At 65.7% G+C, this 15,645-nt stretch carries 16 protein-coding genes; 5 read left to right on the top strand and 11 right to left on the bottom strand.

Going from position 1 to position 15,645, the window contains the following annotated elements; all coding sequences use genetic code 11:
• From DGI_RS03680 to DGI_RS03670, 3 genes are all read right to left on the bottom strand, one after another.
• Entirely contained in the window at positions 1 to 1,767 is a 1,767-nt protein-coding gene (locus DGI_RS03680) for a putative 2-aminoethylphosphonate ABC transporter permease subunit (RefSeq protein ID WP_021759354.1), read from the bottom strand.
• Positions 1,764 to 2,918: a putative 2-aminoethylphosphonate ABC transporter ATP-binding protein gene (locus tag DGI_RS03675; RefSeq protein WP_021759353.1), complete on the bottom strand. Its 1,155-nt coding sequence runs from the start codon at positions 2,916 to 2,918 to the stop codon at positions 1,764 to 1,766. The genes DGI_RS03680 and DGI_RS03675 overlap by 4 nt, the downstream gene beginning before the upstream one ends.
• A gap of 76 nt (positions 2,919 to 2,994) precedes the next feature.
• A complete protein-coding gene (locus DGI_RS03670) occupies positions 2,995 to 4,026 on the bottom strand; it encodes a putative 2-aminoethylphosphonate ABC transporter substrate-binding protein (protein WP_021759352.1) in 1,032 nt (343 codons plus the stop codon).
• A gap of 263 nt (positions 4,027 to 4,289) precedes the next feature.
• Between DGI_RS03670 and DGI_RS03665 the strand changes: the two genes are divergently transcribed.
• The 3 genes from DGI_RS03665 to DGI_RS16865 all read left to right on the top strand — a co-directional run bounded on the left by DGI_RS03665 (position 4,290) and on the right by DGI_RS16865 (position 8,761).
• Entirely contained in the window at positions 4,290 to 6,761 is a 2,472-nt protein-coding gene (locus tag DGI_RS03665; RefSeq protein WP_021759351.1) for a glycosyltransferase, read from the top strand.
• Between the two features lie 210 nt (positions 6,762 to 6,971).
• Positions 6,972 to 8,270, top strand: coding sequence for a radical SAM protein (locus DGI_RS03660; RefSeq protein WP_081696679.1), 1,299 nt, complete (start codon positions 6,972 to 6,974; stop codon positions 8,268 to 8,270).
• 143 nt (positions 8,271 to 8,413) lie between these two features.
• Positions 8,414 to 8,761 (top strand): hypothetical protein, encoded by a 348-nt coding sequence (locus DGI_RS16865; RefSeq protein WP_021759348.1) that lies wholly within the window; start codon positions 8,414 to 8,416, stop codon positions 8,759 to 8,761.
• Between the two features lie 93 nt (positions 8,762 to 8,854).
• Here the strand turns inward: DGI_RS16865 and moaA are convergent, their stop codons facing one another.
• The 8 genes from moaA to DGI_RS03615 form a co-directional block, all read right to left on the bottom strand.
• Positions 8,855 to 9,913: a GTP 3',8-cyclase MoaA gene (moaA, locus tag DGI_RS03650; protein WP_021759346.1), complete on the bottom strand. Its 1,059-nt coding sequence runs from the start codon at positions 9,911 to 9,913 to the stop codon at positions 8,855 to 8,857.
• Positions 9,910 to 10,419, bottom strand: a complete 510-nt coding sequence (locus tag DGI_RS03645) for a TlpA family protein disulfide reductase (RefSeq protein WP_021759345.1) — start codon at positions 10,417 to 10,419, stop codon at positions 9,910 to 9,912. Before DGI_RS03645 ends, moaA begins: the two co-directional genes overlap by 4 nt.
• The gene (gene mobA, locus DGI_RS03640) at positions 10,416 to 11,075 is read right to left on the bottom strand and encodes a molybdenum cofactor guanylyltransferase (protein ID WP_021759344.1); all 660 of its coding nucleotides are present in this window, start codon (positions 11,073 to 11,075) and stop codon (positions 10,416 to 10,418) included. The genes DGI_RS03645 and mobA overlap by 4 nt, the downstream gene beginning before the upstream one ends.
• Positions 11,068 to 11,778, bottom strand: a complete 711-nt coding sequence (locus tag DGI_RS03635) for a formate dehydrogenase accessory sulfurtransferase FdhD (RefSeq protein WP_021759343.1) — start codon at positions 11,776 to 11,778, stop codon at positions 11,068 to 11,070. Before DGI_RS03635 ends, mobA begins: the two co-directional genes overlap by 8 nt.
• Positions 11,779 to 11,795: 17 nt before the next feature.
• The gene (locus DGI_RS03630; protein WP_021759342.1) at positions 11,796 to 12,743 is read right to left on the bottom strand and encodes a formate dehydrogenase accessory protein FdhE; all 948 of its coding nucleotides are present in this window, start codon (positions 12,741 to 12,743) and stop codon (positions 11,796 to 11,798) included.
• Between the two features lie 140 nt (positions 12,744 to 12,883).
• On the bottom strand, positions 12,884 to 13,540 hold the full coding sequence (locus DGI_RS03625) for an ABC transporter ATP-binding protein (RefSeq protein ID WP_021759341.1): 657 nt from the start codon (positions 13,538 to 13,540) through the stop codon (positions 12,884 to 12,886).
• Entirely contained in the window at positions 13,540 to 14,235 is a 696-nt protein-coding gene (locus DGI_RS03620) for an ABC transporter permease (RefSeq protein ID WP_021759340.1), read from the bottom strand. The genes DGI_RS03625 and DGI_RS03620 overlap by 1 nt, the downstream gene beginning before the upstream one ends.
• 8 nt (positions 14,236 to 14,243) lie before the next feature.
• On the bottom strand, positions 14,244 to 14,663 hold the full coding sequence (locus tag DGI_RS03615) for a winged helix-turn-helix domain-containing protein (RefSeq protein WP_021759339.1): 420 nt from the start codon (positions 14,661 to 14,663) through the stop codon (positions 14,244 to 14,246).
• Between the two features lie 172 nt (positions 14,664 to 14,835).
• Between DGI_RS03615 and DGI_RS18660 the strand changes: the two genes are divergently transcribed.
• Both DGI_RS18660 and DGI_RS03605 read left to right on the top strand, forming a co-directional pair.
• Positions 14,836 to 15,180, top strand: a complete 345-nt coding sequence (locus DGI_RS18660) for an STAS domain-containing protein (RefSeq protein WP_021759338.1) — start codon at positions 14,836 to 14,838, stop codon at positions 15,178 to 15,180.
• An 8-nt stretch (positions 15,181 to 15,188) separates the two neighbouring features.
• Positions 15,189 to 15,629, top strand: coding sequence for an ATP-binding protein (locus DGI_RS03605; protein ID WP_021759337.1), 441 nt, complete (start codon positions 15,189 to 15,191; stop codon positions 15,627 to 15,629).
• Positions 15,630 to 15,645: the final 16 nt, after the last annotated feature.

The following is a 15,645-nucleotide window of genomic DNA, read 5'->3' as shown; positions in this document are numbered from 1 at the left end:
TTATCGCAGCGCCCAGCGGCGGCTGCGGGCTTGCACCCCCCGGCTGGCCAGGGTGTACAGGATGCGGATGAGGATGTTCACGGCCACCACCAGCATGGCCATGGCGGCGGCGGGGGCGGTGTCCCCGGCGTCGTCCATGTTGGCGATGGCCACCGAGGCCAGCGGAATGTCAGCGGAATACAGGAAGATGACCGCCGAGACCGTGGCCATGGAGTTCACGAAATAATACATGCCGATTTCCAGCACCGCCGGCAGACATACCGGCGCCGTGACGCGGAAAAAGGTGCGGTAGAAGGGCACGGCCATGGATTCCGAAACGGCCTCGAATTCCTTGTCCAACTGCTTGAGCGCCGTGGTGGCCGTCAGAAAGCTCACGGTATAAAAGTGGACGATGTTGCACAGCACCAGAATTCCCATGGTCCCGTACAGCACATTCAAGGGATTGGGGATCTGCACCCCAGCCAGGTTGAAGAACGGCGCATTGAAGAAAAAGATGTACGCCAGGCCGATCACCAGTCCCGGCAGGGCCAGGGGGATGATGGACAGAAAATACGCCCCCTGCCGCACTCCGCGCAGGCCGCGTGTCTTTTCGATGAGATAGGCGCTGGCAAAGGTGAGGGACGCGCCGACGATGGCGGAATACAGGCTCATGCGGATGGAGTTCCACAGGGCCGCATAGCCCCCGCCGCCCATGCCCCGAAAGGCGAAGTGCCAGAAGCCCAGCTCCATGTTGTACGGCCAGACCTTCACCAGGGCGGCCAGCAGGGCGGTGCCGTAGAACACGGCCAGCAGCAGCGTCACCCCCAGGCACAGGGCCAGGGCCAGGCGGTCCCGCACGGGGTGGGGCGTGACGACCAGCGGCGTGGACCGCGCGGCGATCTGCGAGGCCTGCCGGCGCTGCACGATGCGGTCCAGGATGAAGGCCCCCACCGTGGGCAGGAGCAGCACCACGCTGACCACTGCCCCCATGACGAAATTATGCTGTCCGATCACCTGTTTGTAGATGTCCGTGGCCAGGATGTTGAACCCGCCGCCCACCACCTTGGGCGCGCCGAAGTCCGTGAAGGCCAGGATAAAGCAGACGATGATCGCCGAAAACAGCCCGTACTTCACGCCGGGCAGGGTTACGGTGCAGAACGTCCGCCAGTGGGACGCGCCCATGGACGCCGCGGCCTCGTACAGCCGGGCGTCGGTCATGCCCAGGGCCACGGTGAGGATGAGCGCCGCCTGCGGGAAGGCATAGATCGCCTCGGCAATGACGATGCCCGTCTGCCCATACAGGCCGATGTCCACGCCAGGGACCAGGCCGAACAATCCCTGCGTGACGAGGCCCTTCTTGCCGAACAGGTACACCAGGGCGATGCCGTTGAGCAGGGTGGGGGCAAACAGCGGCAGCATGCTCACGGCCTGGAAGATGGCCTTGCCGGGCAGGCAGGTGCGGGTCAGGGCGTAGGCGTAGGCGAAGCCCAGGGGCACGGCCAGGGCGGTGGTCCACACGGCCACGCTCACGGAGTTGCCCAGGGAGCGCCACAGGGCAGGGTTGCTGAAGTATTCCACAAAGTTGGCCAGGCCCACAAAGCTGCCGGCCTGGTCCTGCAGGCTTTTGCCCAGCAGGGAAGCCAGGGGCAGCACCACCACGGCCACCATCCACAGGCACAGCCCGAGGATGCAGGCCAGACGGAGCCAGCGTTCGACATCCACCGCACGCCAGGACGTGCGTCCCGGCATGGGCGAGGCCACGGTCAGGGTCTGCTCGGCGGTGTTCATGCCGCGCCCGATGCCGCGTGCCCGGCGTACACGTGCAGCCGGTCTGCCGGCAGCTGGATGCGGATGCGGTCGGCCTCGCGCACGCCCAGACGGCGGCAGTCCGCAGCGGGCACGTCGGCATGCAGGCTGGCCCAGTCGTGCGCCTCGCGGGAGACGCCGGACAGCCCCGCCTGCGATCCCGTCTGCAGTCCCAGGTGCAGCCGGTACAGGGAGCCGCGATATTCCAGGCTGTTGACGCGGGCATCAAAGACGTTGGGTGTATCGGCCGGGGGCTGGCCGTGGGCGGGTTCCAGCAGTCTGACGTCCTCGGGGCGAATGGCCACGGTGGCTGCCGCACCTTCGGCGATGCGGGCCACGTCCTCGGCGTGCAGGGTCATGGCGCCGGCGCGCAGGCGGGACCCGTTTTCCCGGACGGCCATGGGCAGGAAGTTCATGGCGCCGATGAAGGACGCCACAAAGGGCGTGGCCGGCTTTTCGTAAATCTCGTGGGGCGGGCCTTCCTGCACCAGCACGCCGTGATCCATGACCAGGATGCGATCCGCCATGGTCAGGGCCTCTTCCTGATCGTGGGTGACCATGATGGTGGTCACGCCCAGGCGGGTTTGCAGTTGCCGGATTTCGCCGCGCAGCATCACGCGCACTTTGGCGTCCAGGGCGGAGAGGGGCTCGTCGAGGAGCAGCAGATCCGGAGAAAGGGCCATGGCCCGCGCCAGGGCCACGCGCTGCTGCTGGCCGCCGGAGAGCTGCGCCGGATATTTGCGGCCCATGCCGGGCAGGCCCACCAGATCCAGCAGTTCCTGCACGCGGCGGGCGAGGGCCCCGCGGTCCATCTTGCGGTTCTTCAGTCCATAGCCCACGTTTTCCGCGGCCGACAGGTTGGGGAACAGGGCATAGGACTGGAAGACGATGCCCACCCGCCGCCGGGATACCGGCAGGGCGGAAACGTCCCGGCCTTCCACAAAAATCTCGCCGGCGTCCTGACGTTCCAGGCCGGCCACCACCCGCAGCAGGGTGGTTTTGCCGCAGCCGCTGGGGCCGAGGATGGAGATGAATTCCCCCCGGGCCGCGGCGAAACTCACATCCTGAAGCGCGGTGAAGCTTCCGAAGCGTTTGGTGACGGCCTGGGCGCGCAGGTATGCCGAATCGGCCACGGCGATCCTCCTTGGAACTGCCGCGCCGCAGGACCGGCCGGAAGAGGCGCGGTCCCGCGGCGCAGCCGGGGCGGGGTTATTTCTTGGCTTCGCTCTTGCCGTCGTAGCGCTTGGTCCACTCGGTGAGGATGCGGTCGCGGTTTTTGGCGGCCCAGTCGAAGTCGTTCTTGATCATCTGCTTTTCCGGCTCGGCGGGGTAGCCGGCGGGGACGGGCTGGCCCGAGGCATACGCCGTGACGGGATAGACCTTGCCGTATAGGCCCATGACGCTCTGGGAAATGGCCCAGTCCAGGAAGGTCTTGGCCGCGGGCTTGATGGCGGCCTTCTTCACCAGGGCATTGGCTTCCACGTCCCAGCCCGAGCCTTCGGCGGGGAACACGGTGTCCACGGGTTCGCCCTTCTGCTTCTGCATGATGCCGCGGTAGCCGAAGGACAGGCCGATCACCGTTTCGCCGGCGCCGGCCATCTTGCAGGGCTTGGAGCCGGAGTGCGTGTACTGGGCCATGTTTTCGTGCAGGGCGTCCAGGTACTTCCAGCCTTCGGCTTCGCCCTTGAGCTGCAGGATGGCGGAAACGGTCAGGAAGCCCGTGCCCGAGGACGCCGGGTTGGGCATGACCAGCAGGCCCTTGTATTCAGGCTTGATCAGGTCGGCGAAGGAGGCGGGCATGGGCAGCTTCTTGGCGTCGCGTTCGATGGTGTTCACGCAAAAGCCGGTCATCCAGGCCTTGATGCCCACCCAGGAGGGCGGGGTGGCGGCATCGCGCATGGTGGAGCGGACCTTGTCCAGACCCTTGGGCGCGTAGGCTTCCAGCAGGCCGGCCTGCTGGGCCAGCATGAGGGAGGTGGCGGCGGTGCCCCAGATGACGTCGGCCTGGGGGTTGCCCTGTTCCGCCAGGAACTTGGCCGTGATGACGCCCGTGGAATCGCGCACGATCTTCACGGTGATGTCCGGGTGCTTGGCCTTGAAGTCTTCCAGATAACCGGGAATCTCGTCGTCTTCCAGGGCGGTGTAGACCAGGATTTCCTCGGCCTGGGCCAGGGCGGTCAGCCCCAGGCACATGAGGAAGGTCAGGGCGAGGGACAGGACTCGACGCGTCGCAGCAAACATGGGGGCCTCCGTAGGGCGCAACGTGCGGTGAGGATGATGCGGATCGTCCCCATGTCTGGCATCTCGCGGTGACGACGCCGTGTCGCCCGCGTGTCACGCCGGTGACAGTTCGCCCCGAAGCTCCAGTGCGGCGCAAGGGAGTCATGGAATTGCCAAGACGTCACCAAAACGGCCGGTATTTGTCATCGATTCGCCACGGGCCGCGCCTATTGGAAGCGTGGCGAGGCACGCCGGCCCTGCGCCAGATCCCCCCGGAGCCGCCCATGAAAATTGATCTGCACGTCCACTCGAAATACTCGGACCGTCCCTCCCAATGGGCCTTGCGCAAGCTGGGCGCGCCGGAGAGCTTCGTGGACCCCGCGGTGGTCTACCAGCTGTGCAAGCTGCGCGGCATGCATCAGGTGACCGTGACGGATCACAATACCCTGGCCGGCAGTCTGGCCATCGCTCACCTGCCAGACACCTTTCTGAGCGAGGAAATCACGGCCCATTTTCCCGAGGACGGCTGCAAGGTCCATGTGCTGGCCTGGAACATCGTGGAGTCCCAGCATGAGGACATCCAAAAAATTCGCCGCAATATCTATGAATTGCTCGCCTACCTGCGTGCCCAGGGCATCGCCCACGCCCTGGCGCACCCGCTGTACGCCGTCAATGATCGCCTGACCCTGACCCACCTGGAAAAGCTGCTGGTGTTGTTCAAGACCTTTGAGGTCAACGGCACCCGCGACGGCATGCAGAACAACAGCGTCAAGGCCATCCTGGCCCTGCTCACCCCGGCCCTGCTGGAGGAGCTGGCCAATACCCACAACCTGGACCCCCGCTACGATCCCGCGGACCGCGCCCCCTGGCACAAGCATCTGGTGGGCGGCTCCGACGATCACAGCGGCCTGCACGTGGCCCGGACCTTTACGCAGATCGAAGGCCCCGAGACGCTGGAGGATTTTTTCCAGGGACTCAAATCCGGCCGCAGTCAGGCCGTGGGGGTGTATTCCAACCCGAAGACCCTCGGCCACACCCTGTACGGCATCGGCTATCAATTTTACAAATCCAAGTCGAATCTGGACAAGCACGTCCACAAGGACCGCTTTCTGACGTATCTGGACAATTTTCTGGCCCCCATGCCGGCAACAGCCACCCCCGCGGACGGCCTCTGGCGACGGGCCCGCGGCCTGGCTCGTTCCGCCGGGGCGGCCCTGCGCACCCGGGGCGGGCGGCGCGAAAAGCCCCTGCCGCGGGAGACGCACGCCATCATCCGCACCTTTGCCGAGCAGGAATTCTATGCCCGCACCGGCGGCAAGGCTTTGAAGCCCGTTTCCCAGATGCCCTGGGGCGAGGCGGAAAAGAAGTGGTTCCGCTACGTCAAGGCCACGTCCAACCGCGTGCTCAAACACTATGCCGACGAGTTCATGGACCGCGTGACCAATGCGGACGTCTTCCAGATCTTCCAGGGGCTGGCCTCGGCCGGCACCCTGTACACCATGCTCTCGCCGTATTTCGTGGGGTATTCGGTCTTCACCAAGGACCGCGTTTTCTGCCGCAAAGCCATGACCCGCTTCAAAGGACCGGACGCCCTGGCCTGTCAGCCCAACATCGCCCACTTCACCGACACCTTCTTCGAGACCAACGGTGTGGCCATGACCCTGCAGGAGCAGGTGCGCCTGGCCCAGGCCAGTGGCAAGCGCTATACGGTCATCACGTGCGATCCCGGCTGCGCCACCATGCACGACGGGCTGGCCTCCGGACCGGGGGTGCAGAATTTCAAGCCCATCGGCCGCTACGAGCTGCCCGAGTATCCCATCCTCAAGCTCTTTTACCCGCCGTTCCTGGAAATGCTGGCCTACGTGTACGAGCATGAATTCACGCACATTCACTCGGCCACGCCCGGTCCCATCGGCATTGCCGCGCTGCTCATCGCCCGCACCCTCAAGCTGCCCATTTCCGGCACCTACCACACGGCCCTGCCCCAGTACGCCATGTCCCTCACGGGCGACGAAGGCATGGAAGACCTGATGTGGAAGGCCATGGTGTGGTATTACAACCAGATGGATAAGGTCTACGTGCCCTCTGCCGCCTTTGGCGAGGAGCTGGGGGCCAAGGGCGTGCACCGGGACAAGATCACCCTCTATCCCCGCGGGGTGGATACCCTGCGCTTCACTCCGGCCAAGCGCAACGGCTTCTTCGACCGCTATTCCGGTCGTCGGGCCCTGCGGCTGCTCTACGTGGGGCGCATCTCCAGGGAAAAGAATCTCCACGTGCTGGCCCAGGCCTGGAACGCCCTGCTGGAACGCAGCAACCTGGCCGATCGGCTGGAACTGGTGCTGGTGGGCGACGGCCCCTATCGCGCCGAGATGGAAGCCGCCCTGGCCGGCACGCCCTGCGTCTTCACCGGCATGCTGGATGGCGACGACCTGGCCGCGGCCTATGCGTCCTCGGATCTCTTTGTCTTCCCCTCCAGTACGGACACCTTCGGCAAGGTGGTGCTGGAAGCCCAGGCCTCGGGGTTGCCGGTGGTGGTGACCGACCGCGGCGGCCCGCAGGAAAACGTGGAGGAGGGCGTCACGGGACGCATCGTCCAGGCCGAGAGTGTTGCCGCCCTGGTCCAGGCCCTGACCGACCTGACGGCCGATCCGCACGCCCTCCAGGCCATGGGCCTTGCCGCCCGCCGGGCCATGGAAGCCCGCTCCTCGGCCAAGGCTTTTGACGAAGCCTTTGCCCTGTATGGCGCCGGGGCGTAGCGCATTTTACTCTTGAAAAAGGACATTGCGANGGGAAACCTTTTGCAAAAGGTGCGCCCCCTCTAAAACTTTGAGAGTGACTTTGAATCACCAGAAAAAGTCTTTGGAAAGGGGGTTCGGGAGAAGAGCCTTTCTGCAGAAAGGATTTCCCCCCGAGCATCCTTTTCAAAGATAACGTGCCCTAACCTGTTGCAGGATCATTCACCATCCATGAGCCTCTCCCTCGTCCCCGCCGCTGTATCCAGGCAACGTCCCGCCCCGCCCGTGCTGTCCACCCTGGCTGCCTTCTGGCGCGGCCGCGTGCCCGGCCAGGTGGTGATCCAGTACACGGACCGCTGCAACGCCACCTGCGTGCAGTGCGGCATGCGCGCGGGCAACGTGTTTCCGCGTTCCACCATGGGGCGTGACGATGCCCGCCGGCTCATCGACGCCATGGCCGCCCGTGGCGTGCAGGCTATCTCCTTCACGGGCGGCGAGCCCCTGCTGTGCCTCAAGGACATCGTTGAACTGGCCGGCCATGCCCGGGCCCAGGGCATCCGGTACATTCGCACCGGCACCAACGGCTTTCTGTTCCGGCATCATGAAGCCCCCGATTTTGCGGACAAGATGGACCGCTTGGCCGAAACCCTGGCCGAAAGCGCCATCAACACGTTCTGGATCAGCCTGGATTCCGCGGACCCTGCCGCCCACGAGGCCAACCGCGGCCTGCCCGGGGTGGTGGCCGGCATCCGCAAGGCCCTGCCGCGCTTCCACGCCCGGGGATTGCACCCGGCGGCCAACCTGGGCATCAACCGCACCACCGGCGGTATGGGCGCACACTACCTGACCCCGGACGAGCCGGCCGCGTTTTACCAGAAGGCCGTGCAGGCCTTTGAACGGTTCTATGATTCCGTGGCAGACCTGGGCTTTACCATGACCAATGCCTGCTACCCCATGAGCCTGCCCGAGGCCGACACCGCCACCGACGCCGTGTACACCGCCACCTCCACGGCAGACATGATCCGCTTCACCCCGCAGGAAAAAGTGCAGCTGTTCAAGGCGTTGTACGACGTGATTCCCCGCCGCCGCCACGCCTTGCGCATCTTCACTCCGCGGTCGTCCCTGCTGGCCCTCATCCGCCAGTACGAGCGCGGCGAAGGCACCGCCTACCCCTGCCGCGGCGGGATCGATTTCTTCTTTGTGGATGCCAAGGACCTCAATACCTATCCCTGCGGCTACCGCGGGGAAGAAAATCTGGGCAAGTTCTGGGACCTGAATCTGACAGATCTGGCCGCCGCGCCGGACTGCACCCGTTGCGACTGGGAATGCTTCCGCGACCCGTCCGAACTGCTGGGGCCGCTGGTGGAGGGCGTGCGCCATCCCCTGCGTGTGCTGCAACGACTGCGGCAGGATCCGGCCATGACCCGCGTCTGGTGGGACGACCTGCGCTATTACAAGGCCTGCGGCTTCTTCGATGCCGGCCAGCCCCCGGATCGACAGGCCCTGGAGCGGTGGCGGGGCACAATGTAAAAAAATGTAAACCCGTCACGATCAGGATTGCGGACGGGAATCTCCCTCACGTATCCATGCAGGCACATCGGATAATGAGCCAGTGCTCAGATGGCATCCGGCGGTGTACACTGGCGTTCATCTTTCAACGGTGGGGGATTCGCATGAAAGGTGCTTTGTGGTTGCGCGGCGCGGTGTTGGCGGCGATGATGGTGCTGATGTGCGCCGGGGCGGCGCTGGCCAAGCAGGTGATTGTCATGAACGGCACCACGTTCGAGATTCACGCCCTGGCCTTGTCTCCCAGTGAATCGAACGACTGGGGAGACGATCTGTTGGGAAATGATATCCTCTCTCCTGGCGAAGGGTTGCGGATTAATATTTCCGGCAGCGCCAACAACTGGGATCTGGCCGCGGAAGATGGCGAAGGCACCGTGGTGGAATTCAAGAACCTGGATCTGCGCCAGGTGGGCACCGTCACGCTGCATTCCGACGGCACCGCCACGCTGGAATAGCGCATTTTAATTTTGAAAAAAGACATTGCTCTGGGGGGAGAACCTTTTTGCAAAAGGTTCTCCCCCCAGAGCGCGTTTCACAGAGAATGTTCCTTACCCGCCGATGGCGCTCATCTGCTTGCGGGCCACGCTCTGCTGCATCTGGCGGGCCTGGAGGATCTCGTAGCCCAGGGGCTTGCCGCGCTGGGCCATCTCGATAATGTGCTTCACCGTGGCCGGCCCCAAGGCAGGGTGGCGCAGGGCCGGACGCAGGCGGTATTCCTTGTCTGAGAACAGGCAGGTGCGCAGCCGGCCGTCGCTGGTGATGCGCAGGCGGTTGCAGCTGCCGCAGAAGTGGCTGGACATGGGGGAGATGAAGCCCAGGCGGGCAGGGCCGTCGTCAATGCGGAACACCTTGGCCGGGCCGCCCCCGGTGTCCTTGCGGTCCAGGGCCGTGAGGGACACCAGCTCCCGGGCCTGATCCAGCAGCAGGCGCGAGGGCAGGTAGTTGGCCTCGCTCCACTGGGAATTCTCGCCCATGGGCATGAACTCAATGAAGCGCACCTCGCTGCCCGTGGCCTTGGCAAAGTCGATGAATCCCGGCAACTCGGCCTCGCTGACCCCGGCCATGGCCACGGCGTTTACCTTGATGCGGATGCCGTGCTGCAGGCAGGCGTCGATGCCGCGGCGCACGTCGCCCAGGCAGTCCACGCCGGTGATTTCGTGGAAGGTCTGCGGGTTCAGGGAATCCAGGGACACGTTGACCCACTGCACGCCCAGCCGGGCCAGATCCCCGGCCATGGCGGCAAGACGGGAGCCGTTGGTGGTGATGCGCACGTCCAGGGGCGATTCCAGGCCGGCGGTACGCTCGCGGATGGCGCCCAGGAACCATGGCAGATTGCGCCGCAGCAGGGGCTCCCCGCCGGTCAGGCGCACCTTGCGCACGCCCAGTTCCGAGACCACGGTGATGAGGTCCAGCATTTCCTCGTAGCGCAGCACGTCGGCGTGAGGAATGAGGGGCGTTTCCGGTCCGCCGCGGCAGTATTTGCAGCGGAAGTTGCACCGGTCCGTGATGGAAAGCCGCAAATAGTTGATGGAGCGGCCGTGGTCGTCCACCAGCCGGCTCGGCAGGTCCGTCCCGTTGGGGACGGCCGTGTTTGGCAGTGTGGTCAAGGCGGCAACAGCTCCTCCAGTTTATCCCGCAGCGCCTCGGGGGATAGGTAGCCCTCATGCTGCAGGATGGCAAGCCCTGCGGCGTCGAAGAGCAGCAGCTTGGGGATGGATTTGATGGCCATGAGCTGCATCAGGTCCGGCGCGGCCAGGTAACTGGGCAAGGTGATGGGATTGGTTTGCAGATAGCGCGTGTAGGCGCCGCTGTCGAAGTCCAGGGAGACGAGCAGGATGCCCAGCTGCTCTTCGGTATAGGTCTGGCGCAGGGCGTGGTAGCCGGGCATCTCCTTGAGGCAGGGGCCGCACCAGGTGGCCCAGAAGGCCACCACCAGGGGCCGGCCGCGGCCCGCGCCCTGCAGACGGATCTCGTCCATCAACCCCTGGTAGTCCAGCACTGCCGGCTGCGCCAGGACAGGCGCGGCCAGGGCGGATATGCCCAGGATCGTCAGCAGGCACCATCGCAGCAGGCCGCCGAGAATCCGGCCCGGGACGCCTGGGATGACGGTCATACCCGGCAGGCCTCCCGCGGGATGTCGTGGGAGCCGCCAGCCATGCCCATGCGCATGAGCATGGCCAAGTCAGCGGGATAATTGATGTTGAAGAAGACGTGGGCCTCTTCCGGCGCATAGGGGATGTGGTGGCGCAACTCGAAGGGGATGGCCCGCGAGAGCTTGAACATGCCGGCGGCAGCGGCCGCCTCCAGCAGGGGCAGGGCGGCTGCTTCGTACACGGCCACCAGGGATTCGATGTATCCCGTGGCCGGCTGCAAAAAGGTGGTCATCACGGCATGGGGCGGCCGCCGGGCATGGGCGTCCAGCAGACGTTCCAGGGTGTCCGTGTCCAGCAGGGGCAGGTCACAGGCCAGGGCCAGCATGGGACCGCCCAGCCGGCGCAAGCAGGTGGCGATGCCGCGGATGGGCCCGCTGCCCGGGCCTTCGTCCGCCACCCATCCCAGCCGGCGCACCTCAGGCGGAAATTCTTCCAGCGAGGCGGGATTGCGGCCGGAAATGACCACGCTTTGGCACACCTGGCCGGCCAGGGCGGTCATCCGGGCCAGCAGGGGCCGGCCGTCCACGAATTCCACCACCTTGTCCCGACCGAGCCGTGTGGATTTGCCGCCCGCCAGGACCATGCCCCAGGGGAGTGTCGCGCGTTGCTCATGCATGGTCCGGCCCTCCTGCGATTCGCTGTTCGGGGTCGTGAAACACGCTCAACCGCGTGGGTTTGACGTAGGCCGCCAGGGTGATGCCGTGCTGCCGGGCCAGTTCCAGGCCCAGGGAGGTGGGCGCGGCGCGGGTGCAGACCACAGGCGTGCCCAGGCGGACGATTTTTTCCATGAGCGAAGACGTGGTCCGGGCGGAGATGCACAGGGCCAGATCCGTCAACGACCGGCCCGTCTGCACACTCCAGCCGGCCAGGCGGTCCACGCAGTTGTGGCGGGGGATGTCTTCCACGGTGACGAGGAATCGTCCCTCGGCCGGGTCCCACAAGCCGGCGCGATGGAAGCAGCCCGTCTCCACCCAGAACCCTGGCGCATCCAGCAGGGTGGCCATGGCCGCAAGCACCGTCTGCGGGGACAGGGAACCGCGCCAGGGCCGCGGGGTCGGCCTGGCGCCGGGACGCGGCGCCAGGGTGAGATCAAAGCCGGATTGCGAAACGATCTCAGGCAGTTCTCCGTCGGCGCAGCAGTGGAGCAGGGTGTGGCCCAGGGCCAGGGACGGCAGATCCACGGCATAGGCGGACAGGTGGATGGCCTCGGGCCGGCCGGCCCAACGCAGGGTCACCGGTGTTTCCGGGGCCACCATGTCTTCCATGGCGGTCCAGCGTCCATCCTGAAACCGGCGGCACGACAGGTGCGGGAAGTCCATGACGCCTCCCTGTCCCGTCAGAATCCCAGCCCGGACACGGTGGGCCGGCGGAAACCCGCCTGGCCGGCCAGCATGTCCAGGGGCAGGGATTCCAGATCGTCCAACACGGGCAGGAAGTTGCCTTCCCGCAGACGCAGGTCGATGGCCTTGGTGTAGCCGCTGCAGGTGTTGCAGTATTCGATGCGGAAGCCGGGCATCTCTTCGCCGGCCAGGAAGCCCAGGTTCTCGTTGCGGTCTTCCCCGCACAGCAGGCAGCCCAGACGCCGGACGCGGTACGTGGTGCGACAGAAGGAGCAGCTCACGCGGCGCTTGCCTTCCTTGTCCTGCAGGCAGGCGATGAGGGGCAGGCTGCCGCACACCGGGCAGTTGCCATGGGGGCGGACGTCGGTGGTCAGGTCCAGCTGTGGGTGCAGCGCCTCGGCCACGGCGATGAGGGATGGCGTGATCGAGGCCTGCGCCAGGAAGGACACTGCCCGGGGAGACTGGGGCATGGCGGTGGCAAAGGCCTCGAAAAATTCCTGATCTTCGTTGATGAACGCCTGGGCCGCCTTGCGGGGAGACAGGGGCGGCAGGTCGGCCCCGGCATCTTCCTCCAGGGCCAGGAGGATGCGCCGGCCGGCTTCGCCGGCCTGGCCGGGCATGGCCGCCAGCAGGCCAGCCAGGGTGAAAAAGAGCCGTTCGGCAGCGTCGGCGTCCCAGGGGAAGCGACTGCGTTCCAGCAGGGGCACGCCCAGGGCCAGGCGGTCCCGCGAGGCAAGGTCGGCTTCATCAGGTGCGGGGATCTGCAGGGTGATGGCCGTGACGGCCGGGTCAAGCACATCAAGCTGCGCCAGGGTCACCTGGCCCACCAGATCCACCAGGGGGGAAGGGAGATACGACACCGTGGCCAGGCGCTGTATCCGCTGGCGGATGGCGGCGCGCAGTTCGTTGAAATTGTGTGCGGGCTGTGGTTCGGTTTGGGACATGCCGGCTCCTTCTCGTAAGAGTGTTCCGGCTGTACCCCGTTTCAGCGTCCGAATCCAGTGCCGATCAAGATGCCTCCATCATGGTCTGACACAAAAACATCTTGGAATCGTTTTGGAAACTGAATATGTGGCATTCTCAGTTACGTGTCGTTTCCAACAAGATGACCATGCAAGAGTTTGATTTTACGATCAATCAAGGCCTCCAGCCAGGGATCGTCATGACTGGCCGTGATGATGGCGCAGCCCCAGCGTTCCCGGGCCAGGCGCAAGGCCTCCAGGATGCGGGCGGCGCTTTCGGCGTCCAGGTTGGCTGTGGGCTCGTCCAGCAGCAGGGCCTTGGGCCGCAGCACCAGACGTGCGGCCAGGGCCACGCGCCGGGCCTCTCCGCCGGAAAGCGCCCGCCAGGAGCGGCCGACAAAGCGATCCGGCTCCAGCCCCACCAGCTCCAGGGCCTCGGCCACGCGCCGGCGTTGTTCGCCTTCGCCGCGCACGGCCAGGCCGTAGGCCACGTTGCCGAACACGCTGCGCCGCAGCAGGTAGGGGGACTGATCCAGCAGCACGGCCTGCCGCCGCAGGGGCCAGGCCGCGCCGGAGACGGGCCGGCCCAGGAACTCCAGCCGGCCCGAGGCCGGCGCTTCCAGAAATCCCAGGATTCGCAGCAGGGTGGACTTGCCGGAGCCGTTGGGACCGGTCAGCCCCAGGCGTTCGCCTGCCGCCACCTGCAGGGCCGGCACCTGCAGGACCTCGCGGCCGGCGTAGCGCTGGGCGATGTGATCCAGCCGGTACAGGGGGGGCATCAGGCTTCTCCCCGTCGGCGCAGCCAGGTCAGGACGATATTCACCAGCAGGGCGATGCACATCAGCACCAGCCCCAGGGCGATGCCCTGGGCGAATTCGCCCTTGCCCGTCTCCAGGGCGATGGCCGTGGTGATGGTCCGGGTGTGCCATTTGATGTTGCCGCCGAGCATCATGCAGATGCCGATTTCCGAAAACACGCGACCGAAGGCCGTCACGCCGGCCAGCATCAGGCCGTGGCGGGCCTCCAGCAGGCAGGTCATGGCCTCCTGCAGGGGCGAGGCCCCCAGCGTGCGCAAGGTGACGGGCAGGCGGGCGTCCAGGCTTTCCACGCTCTGCGCCGTGAGGGCGATGACGATGGGCAGGGCCAGCAGCACTTCCCCCAGGATCATCCCTTCGATGGTGAACAGCAGGCCAAAGTCTCCCAGTGGTCCGCGGCGGGAGATGAAGGCGTACACCAGCAGCCCGATGACCACCGTGGGGATGCTCAGGGACGTTTCCACCAGCATGCGCACCAGCCGCTTGCCTGGAAAGGTGGTGAAGCCCAGCAGAAAGCCAAGGGGCGTGCCCAAGGCCAGGCTGATGGCCATGGCTGCCCCGCTCATGCCCACGCTGACGCTGATGGCGGACCATGTTTCCGGGTGTCCCTCGGCCAGCAGTCGGATGCCTTCCTGCACCCCTTCAGCAAGAAACCACATGGGGCGGACTAGTCCTGTACTGGGTCGAGGTGATGAGGTTCCATGACGCCCAGGGTCTCCAGGGCTTCCAGCGCCTGGGCCTTGCTGGCGGCTTCCAGATTCACGTGGCGTTGCACGGCCAGAAACAGGGCCAGCACCTGCTTGCCATAAGGCGTCAGGGAGTAGCCGGATCGGTCGTGCCCGGTTTTCTCCACCACGGCCTGGCCAAGCAGCGCTTCGGTCTTCTTGATTTTTCCCCAGGCCGCGCGGTAGCTCATGCTCATGGATTGCGAGGCCTTGCGCAGGGATCCCATCTGGTCGATGCGCTCCAGCAAGAGCGCCCGGCCAGGGCCGAGCAGCACGGTGCCATCGCGCTCCAGCCACACGTGGGCGCGGAAGTGCATGGCCAGATTGCCGGGATGGTCACCGGGAGGGGTGTTCGATTCCATGGAGTGCCTTGCGCTTAAAGTCAGTTCGTGCGCCTCCTATATGCTTTATTTTGCCTATAGTGAAGCGAAAACATGCCCTCCGGCCAACGCCGCCGCCGCTTTCCATTTTCTGCAAAGCGGCGTATGGATGGCGAAACCGGCACATCACTTCATTTGCAGAAGGAGCCGATCCATGCAGGCAGGACTCGAACTCGTCACGGAAAAACGCGGCCAGGCGATAGTGTTGCACCCCATGGGGCGGCTGGACAATGCCACGGCCACGGCGTTTCAGCAGGGCGTGGAACGGGTGCTGGCCATGGGTGAGACCAGGATTGTGGTGGACCTGGCCGGCCTGGAATACATTTCCTCTGCCGGCATGCGGGCGTTGTTGGCGCTGGCCATGCAGCTGCGCAGCCGGCCGCAGGGGGCCGTGGCTTTCGCCCGGCCGGCCGGCATGGTGCAGGATGTGCTCAAGCTGGCGGGATTCCATCAAATGTTCACCATCCATGCAACCCTGGAAGATGCCCTGCAGGGTTGAAGCCGCGCATGTCCTCCCTGCAACTGCATACCCTGCGTCTGCCGGCCACGCTGGAGAACCTTGACCGGGCGCGGGAATTCGTGCTTGGCCATGTCCCGGCGGCGCTGGAGCCCAAGGCGGATCTGGTGCTTGAGGAATTGTACCTCAACGTGGTCAACCATGCCTATGCCGGCGCTGCGACGGGGGCCGCCGGGTGGGGCGAGGTGGAGATTGCCTGCGGTGTGGAGCCGGATCCCGCATCGCCGCGGTTTCACCTGTGCCTGACGGACTGGGGCCCGCCCTTCGATCCCCTGGCCCTGCCCGACCCGGACCTGGAAGCCGGCCTGGACGATCGCGAGCCCGGCGGCCTGGGCGTGCATCTGGTCAAGCGCATGGCCAGCACCCTGGAATATGTCCGCACGGCCGACGCCGCCAACCGCCTGCACTGCTGCTTCGTGTTCAAGGCGTAGGCCGCCCCGGCGTGGT

This window comes from Megalodesulfovibrio gigas DSM 1382 = ATCC 19364 (assembly GCF_000468495.1).
In the GTDB taxonomy this organism is placed as follows: domain Bacteria; phylum Desulfobacterota; class Desulfovibrionia; order Desulfovibrionales; family Desulfovibrionaceae; genus Megalodesulfovibrio; species Megalodesulfovibrio gigas.
This window is presented reverse-complemented; position numbering and strand designations above follow the sequence as displayed.